Source organism: Stenotrophomonas sp. RIT309 (genome assembly GCF_000632045.1).
Classification (GTDB): Bacteria; Pseudomonadota; Gammaproteobacteria; order Xanthomonadales; family Xanthomonadaceae; genus Stenotrophomonas; species Stenotrophomonas indicatrix.
This window is the reverse complement of the sequence record NZ_JFYS01000001.1, coordinates 212664-235908: the sequence shown is the minus strand read 5'-3', so window position 1 is coordinate 235908 and position 23245 is coordinate 212664. Positions and strand designations below refer to the sequence as shown.

13 protein-coding genes are annotated in these 23245 nt (G+C 65.5%); 4 read left to right on the top strand and 9 right to left on the bottom strand.

What is annotated here, in order from left to right:
* Window positions 1-6 precede the first annotated feature (6 nt).
* The 8 genes from BW38_RS19315 to BW38_RS19350 all read right to left on the bottom strand — a co-directional run bounded on the left by BW38_RS19315 (window position 7) and on the right by BW38_RS19350 (window position 10579).
* Entirely contained in the window at window positions 7-1194 is a 1188-nt protein-coding gene (locus BW38_RS19315; protein WP_051584848.1) for a serine hydrolase domain-containing protein, read from the bottom strand.
* A gap of 169 nt (window positions 1195-1363) precedes the next feature.
* Window positions 1364-1975 (bottom strand): TetR/AcrR family transcriptional regulator, encoded by a 612-nt coding sequence (locus tag BW38_RS19320; RefSeq protein ID WP_152543257.1) that lies wholly within the window; start codon window positions 1973-1975, stop codon window positions 1364-1366.
* A 2-nt stretch (window positions 1976-1977) separates the two neighbouring features.
* Window positions 1978-3255 (bottom strand): beta-ketoacyl-ACP synthase II, encoded by a 1278-nt coding sequence (fabF, locus tag BW38_RS19325; RefSeq protein ID WP_032974743.1) that lies wholly within the window; start codon window positions 3253-3255, stop codon window positions 1978-1980.
* Window positions 3256-3291: 36 nt separating this feature from the next.
* Entirely contained in the window at window positions 3292-6357 is a 3066-nt protein-coding gene (locus tag BW38_RS19330) for an efflux RND transporter permease subunit (protein ID WP_032974742.1), read from the bottom strand.
* Window positions 6354-7466 (bottom strand): efflux RND transporter periplasmic adaptor subunit, encoded by a 1113-nt coding sequence (locus BW38_RS19335; protein ID WP_032974741.1) that lies wholly within the window; start codon window positions 7464-7466, stop codon window positions 6354-6356. Before BW38_RS19335 ends, BW38_RS19330 begins: the two co-directional genes overlap by 4 nt.
* Before the next feature lie 65 nt (window positions 7467-7531).
* The gene (locus BW38_RS19340; RefSeq protein WP_032974740.1) at window positions 7532-8158 is read right to left on the bottom strand and encodes a TetR/AcrR family transcriptional regulator; all 627 of its coding nucleotides are present in this window, start codon (window positions 8156-8158) and stop codon (window positions 7532-7534) included.
* Window positions 8159-8321: 163 nt separating this feature from the next.
* A complete protein-coding gene (locus BW38_RS19345; RefSeq protein WP_032974739.1) occupies window positions 8322-9524 on the bottom strand; it encodes an MFS transporter in 1203 nt (400 codons plus the stop codon).
* On the bottom strand, window positions 9521-10579 hold the full coding sequence (locus tag BW38_RS19350) for an alpha/beta hydrolase (protein WP_032974738.1): 1059 nt from the start codon (window positions 10577-10579) through the stop codon (window positions 9521-9523). Before BW38_RS19350 ends, BW38_RS19345 begins: the two co-directional genes overlap by 4 nt.
* A 109-nt stretch (window positions 10580-10688) precedes the next feature.
* On the opposite strand from BW38_RS19350, the gene BW38_RS19355 reads away from it, so the two are divergent.
* Complete coding sequence (locus BW38_RS19355; protein WP_032974737.1) at window positions 10689-11582, top strand: LysR family transcriptional regulator; 894 nt, start codon at window positions 10689-10691, stop codon at window positions 11580-11582.
* A 142-nt stretch (window positions 11583-11724) separates the two neighbouring features.
* Here the strand turns inward: BW38_RS19355 and BW38_RS19360 are convergent, their stop codons facing one another.
* Window positions 11725-12882: an MFS transporter gene (locus BW38_RS19360; RefSeq protein WP_200867491.1), complete on the bottom strand. Its 1158-nt coding sequence runs from the start codon at window positions 12880-12882 to the stop codon at window positions 11725-11727.
* 190 nt (window positions 12883-13072) lie between these two features.
* Between BW38_RS19360 and BW38_RS19365 the strand changes: the two genes are divergently transcribed.
* The 3 genes from BW38_RS19365 (at window position 13073) to BW38_RS19375 (ending at window position 23231) form a co-directional block, all read left to right on the top strand.
* Entirely contained in the window at window positions 13073-14038 is a 966-nt protein-coding gene (locus tag BW38_RS19365) for an AraC family transcriptional regulator (protein ID WP_032974735.1), read from the top strand.
* 224 nt (window positions 14039-14262) lie between these two features.
* The gene (locus tag BW38_RS19370; RefSeq protein ID WP_081794509.1) at window positions 14263-22974 is read left to right on the top strand and encodes a glycoside hydrolase family 94 protein; all 8712 of its coding nucleotides are present in this window, start codon (window positions 14263-14265) and stop codon (window positions 22972-22974) included.
* Entirely contained in the window at window positions 22971-23231 is a 261-nt protein-coding gene (locus tag BW38_RS19375; protein WP_025874540.1) for a hypothetical protein, read from the top strand. The genes BW38_RS19370 and BW38_RS19375 overlap by 4 nt, the downstream gene beginning before the upstream one ends.
* Window positions 23232-23245 lie beyond the last annotated feature (14 nt).

Genomic DNA, 23245 nt, shown 5'->3' with positions numbered 1-23245 from the left:
GGCCGGTCACAGCGTCTCTGCTAGCCGCAGTACATCCATGGGAAACGCGGCGTAATCGTCGAGCGGGGCCCTGTGGCTCTCCCGCCGTTGAATCTGCCTTACCGCCACCACGCCCTTGTCGGGAACAATGACCAGGTGCTGGCCGAGATAGCCGTTGGCGGCGAATGCCGCTACCGGCCCTCGGTCGATGTCGAAGATGTCGCCGAGCTTCAGTCCACGCCCAGTGATTTCCGCAGCGTAGCGCTGTGGCCAGCTCGGTCCCAGCCGTTCGGCCAGGAAGCTGATCAGCGCTGACTTGCTGTCAAATACCTGGCCGTCGGCGGCCAGCAGCGCGTCCAGCATCACGGCATCCATGCCGCGAGCGCTCAGAAGCGTGGCCGCACCGGCCTTCAATCGGTAGTGCTCCCATGCGGGGATGCGCCACCACAACAGGCCGACGTCGGGGGAACGCGCGCTTTCGGCGGTCATCAACGCTACCGAGCGTTCGCTCAGCAACCGCTTGCCGTCCGGGGTGACGCCGCCGTCCAGCATCAATCGTCCGATCGCTGCAAGATCAACCGCCGACAACGACAGTCCGGCCATGCCCATGGGCGTCCCGGCCTGGTCCTTCATCCATGCATGGCCGGTGATGCCAAGCGGCTTGAACAACCGTTCGTCCAGATAGACATCCAGTGGCTTGCCGGCAAGCCGCTGCACGATGTCCGGCAGAAGATTGGTCGCCTTGTTGTTGTAGGCGAAGGTGGTGCCTGGATCGCTGGACACCTCGGCCGCCAGCGCCAGCTTCACCAGATCCGGCGCGCCCTCCAGTTCCACCCCCGCGTTGGCCACGTTCTGCAGGCCGGAGGTGTGGTCCATCAACATCCGGATCGTGATGTCCCGCTTCCTGCCCTGGCGCCATTCCGGGTACACCGTGCTGACCGGTTCGTCGATGGATGCGAGCTTGCCGTCATCGAGCAGCAGCCCGATGGCCAGGGCGACGACGGACTTGGTCGCCGACATCAGGTGGATGCGGTCTTCACCGGCTGCCGGCGCGATCTGCAGCAGCACCCCGCGCCCGCTTTCAATGTAGACCGCGTCGGAATGCGCGTTGCGGGCATTCCGCTCTATCGCTGCCAAGGCATCAGGCGTGTTGGCTGCGGCCGCAAACGGGCGTAGCGCCAGGAAGAACAGGCAGGCAAGCAGAGGTGCTCTCATGGCAGGATCCTTCAATGGACACAGAGATAATGACTACATTTGTAGTCAATCTGCAGTGCATGAAGTCATGCTTCCTGGACTGAAATCGAGCGTGCGCTGAATGCCTGGTCGGGCCATGGCGAAAGCCGGATGGCCTTGAGGCGTCGACTCAATGTTCCCGGGGAGTCTTTCAGGCCTCCGGCAGCGTCATCCCATAGGCGCGCATGAAGAGCGCCACGGTTGCTTCACTCCCGGACACGGGCATCGCCCCATGAGGCAGGCCATGTTCTGTGAGGATGAGCCTGAGGAACTTCTCACTGTCACCCGGGTGGCTCGAGCGGACCGGGGCGCTCGCCATCGCTCGTGTCGCAAGGTCCAGATACGGTTCCAGTTTCGTGCTCCAGTGTTCCATGTAGACATCACGTGCATGATCAGACCGCGACAGCGTCCGGCAGAAGGCCTGGCATGCCGGGTCCGCTGCCAACCGTTCGATGCCGCCACTGATGCGCATCAGCACATCACCAAGATCCATTGCTCCGTGCGCGTCGAGCCGGGCATCCGGTATCGATGCCAGGTGGCCGTCCATGACCGCCTTGTAGAGCCGCGCCTTGTCACGATAGTGCGCATAGATCGTGACCTTGGTGACGCCACAGACCTCGGCAATGCGCTTCATCGTCGCGTTCTCGAAGCCTTCTTCCGCAAACACAGTGCCGGCGGCATCCAGCATCCAGCGCCGGCTCAACGCCCGTGCACCTTCCCAGCGCAGGGCGGTTTTGCTTGGGAAGCCGCCGGAGGCAGCCACGCTCACATGCGCCTGAACAGTGCACAGGCATTGACGCCGCCAAAACCAAATCCATTGGTCAACGCGAACTCGATGCCAGCCGTGCGCGGCACGCCGGCGACGATCGAAAGCCCTTCGGCCAACGGATCGGGGCGGCCGAGGTTGAGTGTCGCTGGTGCGACCTGATCGCGCAAAGCAAGCACGGTAAAGATGGCTTCGATGCCGCCAGCTGCCCCGAGCAGGTGCCCGGTGCTGGACTTGGTGGCAGAGATCAGAAGATCTGGGCGGGCACCGAACAGGGCACGCATGGCCGCAAGCTCTGCCCGATCCCCCACCTGGGTCGAGGTTGCGTGCGCGTTGATGTGGTCGACCTGCCCGGCGGCAATGCCCGCCTGCGCCAGCGCGATCTCCATCGCCCTGCGCGCACCACTGCCGTCGTCGGGGCCCGCAGTCAGATGATACGCATCAGAGGTGGTGCCGTAGCCGACCAGCTCGGCCAGCGGGGTGGCGCCACGCGCCAGCGCATGATCCAGCCGCTCGATCACCAGCAGCCCTGCCCCTTCTGACATGACGAAGCCGTCCCGCTGCTCATCAAACGGCCGGGACGCTGCCTGTGGCGTGTCGTTGAATGACGTGCTCAGTGCCTTGGCCGCCGCAAAGCCGCCCAGGCTGACCCGATGCATCGCAGCTTCCGCGCCACCACACAGTGCAATGTCCGCCTCGCCGGACCGGATGAGGCGCGCCGCATCACCAATGGCTTGGACGCCTGCCGCGCATGCCGTGACGGGTGCGCTCTGCGGCCCCTTGAACCCGTACCGGATCGACGCCTGCCCTGCCGCCATATTGGCCAGGAAGGTAGGCGCAGTGAAAGGCGACAACCGGCCAGGCCCACGGCTTTCGGTGGTGTGCACCGCATTGACGATGGATCCAAAGCCACCGATCCCCGTCGCAATCACGGTCGCCGTTCGCAGCAGGCCACGCTCATCAGCCTCACGCCACCCGGCCTGCGCAAGCGCTTCGTGGGCGGCTACCAGCGCAAACTCGACAAACCGGTCCATCTTCTTCAGATCTTTTGGCGCGATGATGTCGTTGGAGTCGAAGCCCGCCTCAGGATCCTGCACCCGGTCGGGCACGCGGCCGCCTACGTTGCAGCCCGTTCCGGCGGAAAGCGCATCGCCCAGCGGGCCAATTCCGGAACGTCCCGCCAGCAGGCGCGACCACACCGTTTCCACGCCGCAGCCCAGCGGGCTCACCACACCCATTCCGGTCACTACGATGCGATCTTTGTCGGCAATGTTCATGACTCACTTCCCGTGTAAAAGAGATCCAGGCCACTTTCAGGCAACGCGGGTCTTGTCCGCTTGGACCTTGAACCAGATGGCATACATCGCCGGGAGGAAGACCAGCGTCATCACGGTGCCGGCGATGGTGCCGCCGATCAACGTGTAGGCAAGCGTTCCCCAGAACACCGAATGGGTCAGCGGAATGAAGGCCAGCACCGCTGCCAGGGAGGTCAGGATCACCGGGCGCGCCCGGTGAACCGTCGCCTCGATGATCGCGTGGAAGGTTTCCATCCCGGCTTCTTCGTTTTCGTGGATCTGACCGATAAGGATGAGCGTGTTGCGCATCAGGATGCCCGACAATGCAATCAGTCCAACCAAGGCGTTGATGCCAAACGGCTGCTGGAACAACAGCAGGGTCGGGACCACGCCGATCAGGCCGAGGGGGCTGGTCATGAAGACCATGATCATTGCGGAGATGGAGCGCACCTGCAGGATGATGATCAGCAAGGTGATCGCCAGCATGATCGGGAACAGCGGCAGCATGGCGCTCATCGCCTTGCCGGACTCTTCAATGGCGCCGGCCTGGGCAATGGCATATCCCTCGGGAAGCGAGGCGATGAGTGGCTGAAGCTGCCTGCTGATGGCCGCCGATACGTCCGGTGGCTGTAGGGCATCGTCGATATCACCGCGCACGGTGATGGTCGGCACGCGATCGCGCCGCCGCAGTACCGGCTCTTCCATGCGCACTTCGACAGCGCCGATCTGGGACAACGGCACGCGCTGGCCACCGGCGCCGACCAAAGTGAAATCGGCAATGCGCGACGGGTCCAGGCGCGTATCCCCGCCAGATCGGGCAACCACTTCGACGGTGCGGATGTCCTCACGAACGGCAGTGACCGGCACCCCGCTGAGGAAGAACTGCAACTGCTGCGAGACAGACGCAGAGGTCATGCCCATCGCCTGCAGGCGGTCCTGGTCCAACGTGAAGTGCAACGTTGGCGTGCGAACGCCCCAGTCGGTGTTCACGGTCCGCATCATCGGGCTGGCGTGCATGATCTGCTCCACCTTGGCCGCAATGCCGCGGATGACATCCGGATCCGGGCCACTGACCCGATAGGCCACCGGATAAGGCGAGTAAGGCCCGAACACCAGCTGCGTGACGCGCACGCGTGCTTCAGGCGCCAGTCCCTCCGCCACTGCCTGGCGGAGCCTTGCCTTCAGCGCGTCGCGCTGTTGCTGGCTGTCGGTGCGGACGACGATCTTGGCAAACGCGGGATCGGGGAGCTCCGGCGAAATGGCGAGGTAGAAGCGCGGCGCGCCCTGGCCGATGTAGGCCGTGACGATCTTCGACTCCTCCTGCGCGGACAGCCACTTCTCCACCTTCCTGGCCGCCAGGCTGGTCTGTTCGATGGCGGTGCCGTAGGGCATCTGCACCTCGACCAATACCTCCGGGCGATCAGAGATGGGGAAGAACTGCTTCTTCACCAACCCCATGCCTGCCACCGAAAGCACGAACAGGCCGATCACCGAACCTGCGGCCAGCCACTTGCGCGCAATCACGCGCGCCAGGATTGACCGGAAGCGGTTGTAGCGCGGCGTATCGTAGAGACTGCTGTGGCCGCGCTCCACGGCCTTCAGTTCAGGCAGAAGCTTCACGCCAAGATAGGGCGTGAAGAACACCGCGACCACCCACGATACGATCAGCGCAATGCCGACGATCCAGAACATGTTGCTGGTGTATTCGCCGGCAGTTGAGCGGGCAAAGCCATTGGGCATGAAGCCCACGGCCGTGACCAGGGTGCCGGCCAGCATCGGCGCCGCCGTATGGCTCCAGGCATAGGCCGATGCCTTGATCCGGCTGTAGCCCTCTTCCATCTTCACCACCATCATTTCGATGGCAATGATTGCGTCATCGACCAGCAGGCCCAGCGCCAGGATCAGCGAACCGAGCGTGATGCGATCAAAGTTCTTTCCGGTGGCAGCCATCACCATGAACACCGCGGCCAGCGTCAACGGTACGGCGGCTGCCACCACGATGCCGACGCGCCAGCCCATGCTGACGAAGCACACCACCATCACCACCAGCAGTGCGACGAAGAACTTCATCATGAACTCGTCGACCGACGCGCTGATGTTCACCGCCTGATCGGTGACTTTCTCCAGGGCCATCCCCACCGGCAGGCCGTCGTTGATCTTCTTGACCTCAGCGTCGAGCGAGGCCCCCAGATCCAGGCCGTTCCAGCCGTCGCGCATGACGATCCCGAGCAGCATGGCGGGCTCGCCCCCGTTGCGGATCATGAAGGTCGACGGATCTTCATAGCCGCGCTTGACGATGGCGATGTCCTGCAGCTTCAGCGTCCTGCCCTGCGCAACGATGGGGGTATCCCGGATCTTCTGCAGCTGATCCAGCGCGCCGTCGAGGCGGATGAAAATCTGCGGGCCCTTGGCCTCCACGGAGCCGGCGGGCGTCAACGCGTTCTGCCCGTTCAGCGCGGCGAACACTGCCTGCGGCGTGATGCCCAGGTTGGCCAGACGTTGGTGGGAAAGCTCCACATAGATCCGCTCGGACTGCTCGCCGATGATATTGACCTTCTTTACCCCCGGGACATGCAGCAGGCGCTGGCGAAGGGTTTCGGCGTCACGTGCAAGCGCGCGGAACGGCTCGCCCTTGGCTTTCAACGCGAACAGCGCGAAGGTGACATCGGCGTATTCGTCATTGACCAGTGGGCCGATGACACCTGCGGGCAGGTTTGCGGCTTCGTCGGCTATCTTCTTGCGCGCCTGGTAGAACTCTTCCTGCACCTCCGAAGGAGGCGTACCGTCCTGCAGGGTCAGCGTGGTGAAAGACAGGCCGGGACGCGTATATGTTTCGCTGCGGTCATACCAGCGCAGCTCCTGCAGGCGTTTTTCCAGCTTCTCGGCCACCTGGTCCTGCATCTCCGTGGGCGTGGCACCCGGCCACGCCGTGATCACTGTCATCACCTTGACAGTGAACGCCGGGTCCTCTGCGCGGCCCAGCTGGAAGAACGACACGATGCCGGCAACCGAGACCAGGAAGATCAGAAAGACGGTAATCGCGCGCTCGCGCACCGCAAGCGCCGACAGGTTGAACCCACTCACGGGTGGGCTCCCTTGCCAGCGGTGGTCGTGGCGGTATCGGCCAGACGAACCACCTGCCCTTCGCGGAGCAGGTGCGCGCCCAGTGCGGCCACTCGGTCGGATGCACTCAACGCGCCCTCAACCAGGGCCTGGTCGTCACCCAATCGCTTGACCACTACCGGCGTCCAACGGGCTTTGAGTGGCTCGCCCCCGATGACCCAGACACCGGCCCCGTTGCCGGGATCGAACACCGCGCCCAATGGGACCTCAACGCCCCCCGCCCTGCCTGCAGCTGCGGTGCCTTCAACCGCTACCGCCACGGTGGACCCCAACGGCAATGCCGTGCTGCCGTCCTCCAGGGTGTAGCGGGCTTCAAAGGTGCGGGTTGCGGGATCTGCCGATTCAGAGAGCACACGCAACCGTGCCGGAATCCTGCCACTTGCCCCGAACAGGGAAGCGGACGCCGCCGAGCCGATCTGCGGCCGAAGTGTCTCGGGCAGCTGGACGACGGCCTCGCGGCTGCCTGCACGGGCAAGCCGGGCGACGATCTGCCCCGCTGCAACGACCTGGCCGGGCTCGGCCAGAATGTTCATGACCACCCCATCGGCATCGGCAACAAGCGCCGTGTACTGACTGGCATTGCGCGCGACACGGGCTTGGGCTTCGGCTGCCTTGAGCTGCGCGGACGCCGCGTCTGCGGCAGCCTTGATCTGATCGTAGGCCGACCGGGATACAACGCCTTTGGCCGCCAGGTCGCGATAGCGCGCCTCGTCCGCGGTGGCTTGCACATTCTGCGCACGGGCTGCGATGACGGCCTGCTGCTGGGACGCTGCGGCCAGGTTCAGATCGATGGGATCAATTCGATACAGCACGTCGCCGCGCTTGACCGTCTGCCCCGTCTCGACCAGGCGCTCGGTGATCTTGCCCCCCACCCGGAAGGCCAGATCGCTCTGCACCCGTGCGGCGACGATGCCAGTGAAGGTCCGCGCATTTCCCGTGTCCGGCTGCACCTGGGCGACCCGGACGATGGGCGGCGCGGTTCGGGGGTCGCTTTCACCCGTCCTGCTGCAGGCCACAAGGAGCAACGGAACAACACAGGAAATGGCTGGGAGTACAAAACGGCGACGCATGCGGCCTTCCGGAGTGGGGTGTCCGGACGCATTTTGTTCCTAGTGACTCATTGCGTCAATAGTCACTACTGGTGTGACTGCAAGCTCCTGAGGACCAGCTCCTGCAAGGCTTTGGGCGCTTCTTCGTGCAAGGGCGCCAGGTGCGGCAGCGTCACCGGGTTCAGATAAGGAAGCAGGACCTGATAGACCGCGCGGCCGGTCTCTTCAAGTGATGTCCGGCTCTCGAACGCTCCGCAGGCACGTCCCTCCTTGATGATGTCTTCAACAAGCTGCCCGATCCGGTCTTGATACGCCTTCGCTGATGGCCATTGATCCGTCGCGGCGGCGACGGCGATTTCATACAGGCGCCGATCCTGCAGAAACAGGCGAAGACCGGCCTCCACAATGACGGTGAACAACACACGCAGCCTATCGTCAGGCGCTTGCACCCCCTGCAGGGCCTGACGAACCTCGCTTTCGATCTGACCGAGGCAATTGGCGCAGATCACCTCACCAATGGCCTGCTTGGAGGCAAAAAACTTGTAGATGTAAGCCTTGGAAAAACCGATGGCTTTGGCAAGGTCGGACACCGTGGTCTTGTCGTAGCCGTAATGGCTGAAATGCGCGGTGGCGGCCACGATGATCTGGGTGCGCACGTCGTGCTCGGCGGGGCCGCGCCCGCCGTCGAGTGCTGCGGAGGTCGAAGTAGACATCGTGGAAGCGTAGCGCCGCGCCGTCACGCCGGCAAATGGTGACCGTTTGGGTATCGGTCCACCACCCGCCCGGCGGCTGTTTGATTTCCAGCTCCGGCAGAAGAGCAGGCAAGGCAAAGCGAAAGCAGCTGCCCAATGATCCTCGTCGCGCGCCTCATCAGCCTCATGCCTCTACGGCGACCGCCGAGCCGGATGCGGACGCAGCATCGGCGGCCGTGACATAGGCGAGCAATGCCGCAAACAGCAGCAAGCCCGCACTGGCCAGGAATGTGCAGGCGAAACCAACACTGTCCAACAGCACGCCGCCAAGGCTGGAACCCAGCGCGATCGAGCACTGCACCACCGCTACCATCAGCCCGCCGCCCGCTTCAGCGTTGTTGGTGAACGTGCGTGCCAGCCAGCTCCACCAACCCACCGGCGCAGCCGTGGCCAGCAGACCCCATACCGAAAACAGTGCGGCCGTCGGCCAGAGTTGAGGCCCCAGCGCCACGAGCGCCGCGGCAATCACCGCCATCAGGATCGGGACGGCCACCAGTGTGCGATAGAGACCACGCCTGATGAATGCCCCGATCGCGAGCGTGCCGACAACGCCGCTTGCACCAATGGCCAGCAGCACCAGCGGAACGGCGGATTCCCCTGCACCCGTGACCTTTTCCAGGAACGGGCGCACATAGGTGAACAAGGCAAACTGCCCCATGAAGAAGATGCCGCACGCCGCCATTCCCAACATCACCACCCGCCGCCGCAACAGGGCCAGCACCCCGCCCCGGGATCGCCGTCGTTCCGCGGCCATGGAAGGAAGACACAGCCACTGCCATGCCAGCGCGATGGCTGCCACAGGCAGGAGGCACAGGAATGCCCCACGCCATCCGATCACGCCGCCAAGGTAGCTGCCCAAGGGGGCAGCCACTACCGTTGCCAGCGCGTTGCCGCCATTGAAGATCGCCAGTGCTCGCGGCACCTGCGCTGCTGGCACCAGCCGCATGGCCGTGGCCGCAGACAATGACCAGAAGCCGCCGATCACCACGCCGATCAATGCCCGGCCCATCATGTAGATCGGGTAGCTGGGAGCCAATGCCACCACCACGCCGGATGCCGCCATCAATGCGGTGAGCGTCAGCAGCACTGTCTTCCGGTTGATGCTCCCGGCCAAGCGGGAGATCGACAGGCTGGTCAGCACGGCGAAGGCACCAGAGATGGCAATCCCATACCCGGCCAGCCCTTCGCTCACGCCAAGGTCAGCCGCCAAGGGCGTAAGCAGGCTCACCGGCATGAATTCAGAGGCGATCAGTGCGAACACGCACAGCGTCATTGCCAGCACCCCGCCCCAGTTGGCCCGGTCGGCCGTCGCGTCGTTGCTGCTCATTTCCCAGCCAGGCCTCGCTGGAAGAACGTCGCCAACCTTGCGAAGGGAATCAGGTCGGTGCGGTCATACAGGTCTACATGACCAGCATCCTTCACCCAGTAGAGCTCCTTCGGCTGCCCTGCCCTGCGGTACGCGTCCTCGCTGAACTCACGCGAGTGGGCGTGGTCGCCAGAGATGAACAGCATCGGTCTGGGCGAGATGGTCTCGATATCGTTGAAGGGGTAGAAATTGACGAACTTGACCAAGCTGCTGAACAGCGGCTGGGTGGTCAAGTCGCCGCGCTCGCCTTCGGCGGTGTAAGCACCTCGCGACGTACGGTAGAAATCAAAGAACTCGCGCTGCACTTCGGACGTATCGGCCTCGAGCTTGTTCACGGTGCCAGGTACATGGACTGCCGGCCCACCGTTGAACTCGACCAGACGCTGGTCCGTTGCAGCCTTGATCATCTGCCTGCGCTGCTCCAGCGATTGCGCGTGGTTCAGCCCATGGCGCGCGGCGGCCCCCATGTCATACATGCTGACCGTAGCGATTGCCTTGATGCGCGGGTCGATCTTGGCTGCGCTGATCACGAAACTGCCACTGCCACAGATACCCAGGCCACCAATCCGCTGTGGATCCACGAAAGACTGCGTGCTCAGGAAGTCCACCGCCGCGCTGACATCGTCAGAATAGATTTCAGGCGACACCAGGTGCCGCGGGGTACCCGCGCTCTCTCCCCAGAAGGAAAGATCGATCGCCAACGTAACGAAACCCTGCTCAGCCAGCTTCTGCGCATACAGCTGTGAGCTCTGCTCCTTCACCGCGCCCATCGGGTGTCCGACCACCACGGCGGGTGCGCGGCCGCCATGCGTCAGGCCCTGCGGCCGGTACAGCGTCCCGACCACTTCCATCTGGTACTGGTTGAGGAAGCTGACGCGCTCGCCTTTTACGCTGGCGCTTCTGTAGAAATTGTCGGCGCCGGCGGTTCTTGTGGCCGCCGGCGCCTCAGCGGACAAGGCCGACTGCGGAACGAAATGGCTGGCGATCAGTGCCAACAGCAGCGTGGTGGGTTTCATGTGCGGACGGCCTCAGCGGGGACTCAGGTCGCCACGATAGGCGCCGCCCGCTACCGCGATAAGCCGGCTGAAAGTTGATGCATTATTGAGTTGCGCTCACAATTGGCCCATGAACGGCGTGAAGACCAATGATCTGCAAGCCTTCCTGGTGGTGGCACAGGAGCAGAGCTTCACCAGGGCAGCTGTCCGCCTCGGTGTTACGCCCTCAGCGCTCAGCCATTCCATGCGGCTGCTGGAAGAGCGCCTGGGCATCCGCCTGCTGGCCCGCACCACGCGCAACGTCTCCCTGACCGAGGCGGGCGAGCGCCTGATGCGCTCCATTGCACCGCATTTCGAGGCCATCGTCGCCAGCGTCGAGGCACTGGGGGATCTGCGCGACCGCCCGGCCGGAACTCTTCGTATCTCCTGTACGGACGATTCCATGGAGACCATCGTCCGCCCTCGCCTTGCCGGTTTCCTCGCCGAGTATCCGGACATCACACTTGAGTTCTACGTCGATTACGGCTTCACCAATGTGGTTGAACAGCGCTTCGACGCCGGCATCCGGCTGGGTGAGGCGCTCAGCAAGGACATGATCGCGGTCAGGGTCGGACCGGATTGGCGCCTGGTGGTGGTTGGATCCCCCGACTACTTCGAGAGGCACGCCAAGCCAAGGAAGCCTGCCGATATCACGCAACATCGCTGCGTGCACATCCGGCATCGCCCGAACGGCGCCATCTATGCCTGGGAGTTCGAAGAGAAGGGCAAGGAATTCACCGTGCGCGGTGATGGGCAACTGGTGTTCAACAGCATGATCCACGTCATCAATGCCGCACTGGATGGACTGGGCCTGGCGTATGCGCCTGAGCCGATGGTTGCCGACCACATTGCCGAGGGGCGGCTGGTTGCCGTGCTGGACAAGTGGTGCTTGCCTTTCCCCGGTTATCACCTGTATTACCCGAACCGTCGGCAGCCCTCGCCGGCATTTTCGGCGCTGGTGGCCTGGCTGAGGCGAGATGCCTGAGGTCCGGGGCGACACCAGGCCGACAAGATCAGCGCGTCCAGCATTGCCCGCGCCGGCTGAACGCCTCAGGTACTTCAGCGCACGAAAATACCCGGTCGATCACCGGCTTGATACCCAGTAGGACGCTCAGGACAGATGACGGCTAGATGTGAAACACCGGACCGGCCGACAACGTCGCCGAACTCACCCTGACACGGAACGCAATGAGCAGGCTCGCGATGAGCATCACCGCCGCAGCAACGGTGAGCACGGCAACAATGCCCCCGAACCCGAACACCAGGCCGCCCAAAGCGGCACCCGCGGCGATGGAAGACTGCACAGCAGCGACCACCATCCCGCCGGCACTCTCGGCCTGATCGGGCACCGCACGCGCAACCCAGCTCGACCAGGCCACGGGCACGCCACCAAAGGCCAGGCCCCAGAGCGCGACCAGGGCCGACAGCCCGTCAACGCCCACCGGCAACAGGAGCATGCCCAGCGCGGCTGCGCCAACCAAGGCGGGCATGATCACCAACGTGACTTTCAAGCTGCGCTCCATGAGCCAGCCGGCCAGCAGGGTGCCAACGAAATTCGCCACACCGAATCCGAGCAGAATCAGCGCCAGGCCATCCGCGCTCATCTGCCCCAGGCTCTCCAACGTTGGGCGGATGTACGTAAAGAGCGAGTACTGACCGGTGTGCGCCAGAACGCAGCCCAGCATGCCGACCGCAACGCCTGGCCGGCGCAGGAGCCGCACCACAGACTCTGGGACTGCCGCCTTGCGCGGGGCCATTCGGGGCAGCGTGAACCACTGGAACGCAAACGTGAGTCCACCTACCGCCGTCGCAGCCCAGAAGGCGCTGCGCCAGCCCAGCAGACCTCCCAGGTAGCTCCCCAAAGGAACGGAAACCACGGTGCCGACCGCAATGCCGCTGAAAATGATGGAAAGCGCGCGAGGCACGCGCTGCGGCGGCACCAACCGCATGGCCACGGCCGCTGCCATGCTCCAGAAACCGCCCAGCGCGATGCCCAGAAGGACGCGCATCACCAGCAGGACGCCCATGCTGGACGACAATGCCACCAGGGCGTTGGAGAGGATCATCAGACCCGTGAAACTCAACAGCACCAGGCGCCGGTCTATCGAACGGGTCAGCCGCGGCACCAGCAGGCCAGCGAACAGGGCCACTACAGCGGTGACCGTCACTGCTTGACCAGCCAGCGCCTCCGACACCCCCAGGTCCGCCGCCATCGGCGTCAGCAGGCTGGCAGGCAGATATTCGGCCGTGAGCAGCCCGAAGACACCCATGGCCAGCGAAAACACCGCTACCCATGCCGACGAAGAAGGTTCCCCGCTACTCCAGGCCACAGAATCAGGTGCGTCTGCGGCATCAGCTACGTCATTACTCATCAAAGATCCCAGTGCAATCGTGCAGCCGAGAGTCTAGGGAGCCACACCCGGATGATCTATGATTGCATGACCTGTATTTTTGATCGAAACCCCGGGTCGTCTCATGAGCCACGCTCCATCCCAGCCCACCGACCTGATCAGCGAGCTGCTGACCGGCATGCGGCTGCATGGCGTTCAATACCGACGCATTCAGACCGGGCCGACCTTTGGGCTTGGATTTCCTCCGAAGCCAGGCCATGCCTACTTCCATTACCTGGCAGTGGGCACTGCCATTCTTCGTGGCGCGGACGGCAGCCAACACCGCCTGTCTGCCGGGGATGTCGTGCTTCTTCCCCGCGGAGAAGAACACGCGTTGCTGTCGGGCGACGAGCACCCCGTCCAGTGCCTGGAAACGATAGACGCAGCCCCGCTGGGTGACGCGGTGAGCGGCATAGACACGTGCCCGAGCACGCACGCCGTGCCGAGCGCAGTGCTCTTCCACGGCTGCATGGTGTTCGATCTGGGCGGCATGCAAGGGCTGAGCAAGGTGATGCCGGCGGTGATGTTGGCCGATGGCAACGGCACGCAGTTCCCTGGGCTGTTGCCCATGGTCGACGCGATGAAGCGCGAGGTCTGCTCCGGACGTATCGGATATGCAGGAATACTCTCCCGGCTGGCGGATGCAGTGGCCGCCATGATCGTTCGTGACTGGGTCGAGCGCGGTTGCGACGGCGCATCCGGCCTGGTCATGGCCATGCGCGACCCGCGTCTATCGCTGTCGTTGCTTGCCCTGCACAGAGACCCCGGGCGTGACTGGACCGTCGAAGCGCTGGCCGCAGAATCCAACATCTCACGCTCTGTCTTTGCAGATCGGTTCCAGACCGTTATTGGAACCGCACCCCTGCGGTACGTGACTGAGCTGCGAATGCAATTGGCAAGTCAATGGCTGACCCACCAGAGCCTACCGATCGAGGTAGTGGCAGAGCGCCTCGGCTACGCGTCGCAGGCCGCTTTCAGTCGCGCCTACAAGCGCGTCATCGGGCACTCGCCTGGGGCGACCCGGCGCGGGCGCGCCTTGGCCTCGACATAGAAAGAAGTGCGCCGAGCAGGCTCGGCATCCATCGTAGCCGAGGAGCGCGATGGATGGCGCGTTGCCGGCCAGCGGCCGGCACTACCCTTGCCTTGCTGACTCCGGGTCGCCTCAGGATCAGACCGCATTGAGCGGCGAGCACGCCAACCGGGCCCGGCCTTCACAGTTACCACGGCCCCTGCAATGCAACCATGCAGGACGCGCCCTGCCCCCATCGGTAACCTATGCCCCACCTTCGTCGTCTTTTTGGCCGCTGGCTGCGCCTGCGTCGTCGTGTGCGTTGGCGCTGGCGTGAGCACCAGGCGTCGGCCCCGGCCATCGAGGCCACCGAGGGCCCACTGCGTGCCGCGCTGTACAACGTTGAACAGATGGAGGAGTACGGCCGCGCGCTTGCGCGACAGCATCGCGTGCGGTTGCGCCCCAGCCCGGAGCGCCTGCTCGAACGGCTGCAGGCCAACGAGCGCGTGCTGGAAGACGCCAACACGCTGCTGAGCAGCGTGGTGCGCGAACAGCGGCCGGTGACCCCGGCGGGGGAATGGCTGCTCGACAACTACTACCTGGTCGAAGAACAGATCCAGACCGCGCGACGCCACCTGCCGCGCGGCTACAGCCGCCAGCTTCCTTCACTTGCCTCCGGCCCATCGGCCGGGTTGCCACGGGTGTATGAGCTGTCGATGCAGGCGATCGCGCACGGTGACGGCCGCATTGACGCCGATACGCTGGGCCGCTTCATCGCCTCGTACCAGTCGCTCGCGCCGCTGAGCCTGGGCGAACTGTGGGCCGTTCCGATCATGCTGCGCCTGGCGCTGCTGGAGAACCTGCGGCGCATGGCCGCGCGGGTGATGCGCGATGGGACCGACCGCCGCCTGGCTGCGCAGTGGGCCGACCAGCTCAATCGCGCGGCGTCCGACACCCCTACCGATGTGGTCCTGGTGGTTGCCGACATGGCGCGATCCGCGCCGCCGCTGACCGGCGCGTTCATCGCCGAGCTGACGCGCTCGCTGCAGGGGCGCGGCGGCGCGTGGGCCATGCCCATCGCGTGGCTGGAACAGTGGGCGGCAGCGGCTGGGCAGCGCATCGACGAACTGGTTGCCGCCGAGGGGCAGCAGCAGGCGGCCGACCAGGTCTCCATCGGCAACAGCATCGGCAGCCTGCGTTTCCTCTCCACCATGGATTGGCGCACCTTTGTCGAAGACATGAGTGTGGTCGAGCAGCGGCTGCGGGAAGACCCCATGGGCGTCTATGCGCAGATGGATTTCGGCACCCGCGATGCCTACCGCCACGTGGTGGAGAAGATTGCCCGCGGCAGCCGCATCGCCGAGGAGCGGGTTGCGACCATCGCCCTGGACCTGGCACGGGCGGCTACGCCGGCGGACGGCCCACGCACGCACGTGGGCTACTGGCTGGTCGGCGAAGGCCTGCAGACCACTGTTGCGGCGGTGGCCGAGGCAGCACCGCGCCACCGCAAGGCACGGCGACTGGCGCATCGCGTGCCGCTTGCGCTGTACCTGCTGCCGATCGGCCTGCTGGCGGTGCTGGCCACCAGCGGCCTGCTGGCAACCGGCAGCGGCTCGGTACCTGTCTGGCTGGCCGCGCTGCTCGGGCTGCTGGTGTTCAGTGAACTCGGCATCGTGCTGGTGAACTGGACTGCGACGGTGCTGGTCGCGCCCAGGCCGCTTCCCAAGCTTGATTTCAGCGAAGGCATTCCTGCCGCGTGCGCCACCGTGGTCGCGGTCCCCTCGATGCTGTCCAGCGTCGACGGCATCGACGTTCTGGTCGAAGCGCTTGAGGTGCGCTTCCTGGCCAACCGCGATCCCCAGCTGCGCTTCGTGTTGTTGACGGATTTTCTCGACGCGCCAGCAGCACAGGCGCCGATGGACGACGCTCTGCTTGCGCACGCCGTGGCACGGATCGAGGAATTGAACCATCGTTACGCGCCCGAGCGCGGCGACCGCTTCTACCTGCTGCACCGGCCCAGGCAATGGAACCCGGGCGAAGGTGTGTGGATGGGCCACGAGCGCAAGCGCGGCAAGCTGGCCGCGCTCAATGCCCTGCTCCGCCAAGGCGATGCGGCGGCGTTCATGCGCATCGTCGGAGACGCGGCGGCCCTGATCGGCGTCCGTTACGTCATCACGCTGGACTCGGACACCCAGCTCCCGCGGGATGCGGCACGCGCGTTCGTCGCCACCTTGGCGCACCCGCTCAACCGCCCGCGCTTCGATCCGCAGCTGCAACGCGTGGTGGAGGGCTACGGCATCCTGCAGCCCAGCGTCGGCACCAGCCTGGGCCGGCGCCGCACCTCGCGTTTTGCCAGGATGTTCGGCAGCGAGCCCGGCATCGATCCGTACACGCGCATGGTTTCCGACGTCTACCAGGACCTGTTCGACCAAGGCTCGTTCGTGGGCAAGGGCATCTATGACGTCGACGCCTTCGAGCATGCGCTGGAAGGCCGCCTGCCCGAGAACCGCATCCTCAGCCACGATCTGCTGGAAGGCTGCTATGCACGCGCAGGCCTGGTCAGTGATGTGCGCCTGTACGAGGACTATCCCGAGCGCTACGCCGCCGATGCCAAGCGCCGTGCGCGCTGGATCCGTGGCGACTGGCAGCTGCTGCCGTGGTTGTTGCCGTGGACACCGCGCCCGGGTTCGGGTTGGGAACGCAACCGGCTCAGCCTGCTCTCGCGCGGCAAGTTGCTGGACAACCTGCGCCGGAGCGTGGTGCCGATCGCTGCCCTGGCGCTGTTGGTAGCCGGTTGGCTGTACGCGCGGAACCCTGCTGCGTGGACCGCGTGGGTGCTGGCGCTGTGGTTCGCGCCGCCGCTGATAGGCATGCTGCGTGATGGCCTGAGCGTTCCGGAAGACACCCCGCTGGAAGCGCATTACATCAAGGTCGGGCGCGGTACGTTGCAGTCGTTGCTGCGCGCGTCCACCCAGATAGCGTGCCTGCCCTACGAAGCACTGCTGGCCAGTGACGCCGTGCTGCGCACGCTCTGGCGCATGGCCGTCACGCGACGTCACCTGCTGCAATGGAATCCCTCCAGCGAAGTCGAGCGCCGCCTTGGCAGCGACCGTGGCGCGGAATGGCGGGTGATGGCGCCGGCCTCGCTGCTGGCGCTCGCGCTGGTGGCTGTGGTGGCCGGCGTGCGTCCGCAGGCACTGCCGATCGCCCTGCCCTTGTTGTTGGCGTGGACCTTTGCGCCGGCATTGATGGCGTGGCTGGGTCGCCCGCCGGCTGCAAGCGTGGCCGAGTTGTCGGTCACGCAACGGGCGTTCCTGGGCCGGCTTGCGCGGCGCACCTGGTCCTTCTTCCAGGCCTGGGTGCGCGAGCAGGATCATTGGCTGCCGCCGGACAACATCCAGGAGCATCCGGCGCTGGTGGTCGCGCGACGCACCTCGCCGACCAACATCGGCCTGTCCCTGCTGGCCAATCTGTCTGCGTGGGATTTCGGCTATCTGCAGCAGGGCGCGGTGGCTGAACGTACCGCCCGCACGTTCGATACGCTGGACCAGCTGCCGCGCCATCGCGGCCACTTCCTCAACTGGTACGACACCGAAACCCTGGCGCCGCTGCCGCCGCGCTACGTCTCCACCGTCGACAGCGGCAACCTTGCCGGCCACCTGCTTACCCTGCGCCAAGGCCTGCTCGCGCTGGTGGATGCGCCGGTGTTGGCGCCGCACACGTTCGATGGCCTGGCCGATACGCTGGGCGTGCTGGAAGAGGAGCGGCAGCGTCATCGCGCCGACGATGCGCCGCTGGTCGAGGCGCTCAATCATCTTCGCCAGCGTCTGGCGTCTACGCGTGTCGACCGTCCCGTCGGGACGGCGCAGTCGCTGACCCGTCTGCAGGAACTGGCCGGTCTGGCCGACGACCTGCTGCTGCAATGGCCGGCACCGGCCTCGCCCGAGGACGGTGAGCTGCATTGGCCGGCCCTGTTCGCCGCCGAATGCCATGCCGCCCACGCCTCGCTTGCCGATATCCCTGCCGATGCCAACGTGGCCGTCGATGCACCGGTGCCAAGTCTGCGTCAGTTGGCCGCTCTGCCCGGCACGGCCGGCGCGGACGCGCGCGCGCGCATCGAGCAGCTGCAGGACCTGGCGCACCGCGCCGGGCAGTTCTCGCTGATGGAATACGGGTTCCTGTTCTACCGTACCCGCAACCTGCTTTCGATCGGCTACAACGTAGACGACCACCGCCTCGACAACAGCTTCTACGACCTGCTGGCTTCCGAAGCGCGGCTGGGCGCGTTCGTTGCCATTGCGCAGGGCCAGCTGGCACAGGAAAGCTGGTTCGCGCTCGGCCGCATGCTCACCGAGGTCAACGGCACGCCGACACTGCTGTCATGGAGTGGCTCGATGTTCGAGTACCTCATGCCGCAGCTGGTGATGCCCAGCTATCCGGACACGCTGCTGGACCAGACCGCACGGCACGCGGTCGAGGCACAGATCGTCTACGGCCGTACGCTGAACCTGCCATGGGGCGTGTCCGAGTCCGGCTACAACGCCGTCGATGCCCGCCTGAACTACCAGTACCGGGCGTTCGGCGTGCCCGGATTGGGGCTCAAACGCGGCCTTGGGCAGGATCGGGTCATCGCGCCCTATGCCAGCATGATGGCACTGATGGTGGCGCCGGAAGCGGCCTGCCAGAACCTCCAGGTGCTGGAAGGATTGGGGTTCTGCGGGCGTTTCGGCATGTACGAGGCCATCGACCACACGCCCACCCGGGTGCCGCCGGGACAGGATCACGTCCTGTTGCGTTCGTTCATGGCCCACCACCAGGGCATGGGCCTGCTATCGCTGGATTACCTGCTGCGCGACCAGCCGATGCAGCGCCGCTTCCTTGCCGATGTCGAGTTCCAGGCCACCTTGCTGCTGCTGCAGGAACGCATCCCGCGCGTGGGCGTGTTCCATCCCCATGAGGTCGAAGCGCTTGGCGAGCACTCGGCACTGGCCGAGCACGAGACGTCCCTGCGCGTCCTGCGCGACCCGGGTGGCCCGCGCCCGGAAGTACAGCTGCTGTCCAACGGTCGCTACCACGGCATGCTGACCCATGCCGGCGGCGGCTACAGCCGCCACGGCGACCTGTCGCTTACCCGCTGGCGCGAGGACGGTACCACCGATGCATGGGGCACGTTCTGCTATCTGCGCGACGTGGACAGCGGCGAGTTCTGGTCTGCCGCCTACCAGCCCACCTGCGTGGCAGTGGACAATTACGAGGCGATCTTCTCTGACGCCAAGGCGGAATTCCGCGGTGTGCGCCGCGGCTGCGAGAGCCACCTGCAGGTCGCCATCTCCGCCGAGGACGACATCGAGCTCAGGCGCCTGCGCCTGACCAACCGCAGCCGTCGCCCGCGCACGGTGGAGATCACCACCTATGCCGAAGTGGTGCTGGCACCCGCCGCGGCCGACGATGCGCACCCGGCCTTCAGCAACCTCTTCGTGCAGAGCGAGATCCTGGCCGCAAAGCAGGCGGTTCTGTGCACGCGCCGGCCACGTTCGCACGACGAGGTGCCGCCGTGGATGTTCCATCTGGTGGCGGTGCACGATGCGGAGGTGGTGGCGATCTCCTATGAAACCGACCGTGCGCGCTTCCTGGGCCGTGGCAACACGCCGCGGACGCCGCAGGCATTGACCACCGATGCCGACCTGTCCGGCACCGATGGCTCGGTGCTGGACCCGATCGTGGCCATCCGCGTCCGCGTGGTGCTTGAGCCCGAGCAGACCGTACAGCTGGACATGGTGTATGGCATCGGCGCCAGTCGCGGCGGTTGCGAAGCACTGGTGGACAAATACCGTGATCGTCGCCTGGCAGACCGCGTCTTCGACCTGGCCTGGACACACAGCCAGGTGGTGCGCCGGCAGATCAACGCAAGCCAGGCCGAGGCATCGCTGTACGAGCGCCTGGCCAGCCACGTGCTGTATGCCGGTCCGCTGCTGCGCGCCGGTGCAGGCGTCCTGCAGCAGAACCAGCGAGGACAATCCGGGTTGTGGGGCCATGCCATCTCCGGTGACCTGCCCATCGTACTGCTGAAGGTCACCGACGCGGACAACGTGGAACTGGTCCGGCAACTGGTGCAGGCGCATGCCTACTGGCGCCAGAAGGGCCTCAACACCGACCTGGTCATCTGGAACGACAGCAAGGCCGGCTATCGGCAGGAGCTGCAGGACCAGATTCTGGGGATGGTGGCCGCCAGTTCGGAGACCGGCCTGCTCGACCGCCCCGGCGGCATTTTCGTGCGGCCGGTGCAGAACATGACCCACGAGGACCGCATTCTGTTGCAGGCGGTGGCACGGGCGGTCATCAGCGACGAAGACGGTACGTTGGTCGCGCAGGTGGGGCGTCAGCCGTTGCCTCCGCGACGGATCCCGGCCCTGGTGCCGCAGGCGCTGCAGCAGGAACTGGCCCTGTCGATGGAGGCGACGCCCGGGCTGCCCATCGTTGCCGACCTGGGCCCGGAGCCCGGACTGCCGCCGAGCGCCGAGCACGACGAAGAAGTGGACGACCCGTGGCCTTTCCTTCCCTACCGCGGCACCGGCAGATTCGACAACGGCACCGGCAGTTTCAGCGAGGACGGCCGCGAGTACGTGGTGGTGGTACGCGAAGGCGCGCCGACGCCGGCGCCATGGGCCAACGTGATCGCCAACGCCCGCCTGGGCACGGTCGTCAGCGAGAGTGCACCGGGCTACACATGGTTCGAGAATGCACACGAATTCCGCCTGACGCCCTGGCTCAATGATCCGGTGTCGGACACTGGCGGCGAAGCCTTCTACGTGCGCGACGAGGACACCGGTCGTGTCTGGTCGCCGATGCCGCTGCCGCGCCGTGGCACCGGCGCGTACCGTACGCGCCATGGCTTCGGCTACACGGTCTACGAGCATGTTGAAGACGGCATCGCCAGCGAATTGTGGGTCTTCGTCGACGTCGCCGCGCCGCTGAAGTTCTCGGTCCTGCGGCTGCACAACCTGTCGGGCCGGCCACGGCGGTTGTCGGCCATCGGCTACGTTGAATGGGTAATGGGTGACCTGCGCGCGAAGTCGCGCATGCACGTACTCACCGAACGTGACCCGCAGAGCGGCGCGCTGCTGGCGCGCAACACCTACAGCACCGACTTCGGCGGCCGGATGGCCTTCTTCGACACCGATGCCGATGGCTGCGGCTGGACCTGTGACCGACTGGAGTTCATCGGCCGCAACGGCAGCCTGCACGCACCGGCGGCGTTGCGTCGCGAGCGCCTGGATTCACGGCTGGGTGCGGGCCTGGATCCCTGCGCGGCGATCCAGGTGCCGTTGCTGCTGGCTGCAGGCGACCGCAGCGAAACGACGTTCCGCCTTGGCGCCGGGCGCAACCGCAAGGAAACGCTGGCGTTGGCACGAAGCCGCCAGGGCGCCCATGAAGCCATCGATGCGCTGGACGCCGTGCGCATCCACTGGCGCAACGTGCTGGCCACGGTGCAGGTGCGCACGCCAGACCCGGCGCTGGACGCACTGGCCAATGGTTGGCTGGTCTACCAGACGCTGGGCTGCCGCTACCTGGCACGCAGTGGCTACTATCAATCAGGCGGTGCGTTCGGTTTCCGCGACCAGCTGCAGGATGCGCTCGCCCTCGTGCACGCTCGCCCGGACCTGACCCGCGAGCACCTGCTGCTATGCGCTGCACACCAGTTCACCGAAGGCGACGTGATGCACTGGTGGCACCCTCCGCAAGGTCGCGGCGTGCGCACCCGCTGTTCGGACGATTACCTCTGGCTGCCGCAGGGCGCATGCCGCTACCTGGAGGTTACCGGCGACGCCAGCGTGCTGGACGAAGTGGTCGGCTACATCGAGGGGCGCGCGGTGACACCCGAAGAGGAGGGGTATTACGACATGCCCACGCCTTCGACGCAACGCGGCACGCTGTATGCGCACTGCGTGCTCGCGCTCGAGCGCGGTTGCCGCTTGCTCGGCGAGCGCGGCCTGCCACTGATGGGGAGCGGGGATTGGAACGACGGCATGAACCGCGTCGGCGACCAGCAGCGCGGTGAAAGCGTGTGGCTCGGCTTCTTCCTGCATGACACGCTCCGCCGCTTCATCGGGCTGGCCAACGCGCATGGCGATGCACCGCGTGCGGAGTGGTGCCGACAGCAGGCCGAAAGCCTGCGCCAGAACCTGGAACAGCATGCCTGGGACGGGGCATGGTATCGCCGCGCCTGGTTCGACAACGGCGCGCCATTGGGCTCGTCACAGAACGAAGAATGCCGCATCGATTCGATTTCGCAGAGCTGGTCGGTGCTGTCAGGCGTCGCCGCGCCTGAACGTGCCTCGCAGGCGCTGGATTCGCTGTACACGCACTTGGTGCGAAAGGACGCCAAGCTGATCCAGCTGCTCGATCCGCCCTTCGACCAGACCCCGGAAGACCCCGGCTACATTCGTGGCTACGTACCTGGCGTGCGCGAGAATGGCGGCCAGTACACCCACGCGGCCGTGTGGGCGGCCATGGCATTCGCACAGCAGGGCGATGCGGTGCGTGCCTGGGAGCTGGCCGGCATGATCAACCCGCTCAGTCACACGCTGGACCCGGAGGCGATCCAGACCTACCGCGTCGAGCCCTATGTGCTGGCAGCCGACGTCTACGCCGTGCCTCCGCACGTCGGGCGAGGCGGCTGGACGTGGTACACCGGCTCGGCCGGTTGGATGTATCGCCTGCTGGTCGAATCGCTGCTGGGCATACGTCGGCAGGGCGATCGTCTTTCGTTGGCACCGTGCCTGCCCGATCACTGGCCGTCATTCGAACTGAGCTACCGCTTCGGCCGCAGCTTCTACGAGTTCGTGGTGACCCGCACTGCGCAGGACCAGCCCACGCTGCACGTGGATGGCGTGCTGCAGCCGGACCTCACCGTCCTGCTGCGCGACGACGGCCATCACTACCGCGTCGCGCTTGATCTGGGTGCGGCCCCGGGATGAACGTGCGCCCTGAAATACAGGTGCAGCTTGATGCGCTGGCCGAGATGCTGATGCACTGGTTGGCGCGGTCGCGCCATCCAGCGCAGTTCTGGCCGCAGTTTGAAACGCTGGCTGCGGAGATTCTGGACCAATGCGAGCACGCAGAAAGAGGCCAGGCGCACGCGTGCATCCAGGCCATGCTCAAAAGCCACGCGCTGGAGCTTCCATCCTGGTACGAGCGTGATGACAGCCTGCCGCCGGGGACGCCAGGAGAATGATGGCCAGCGCCCTG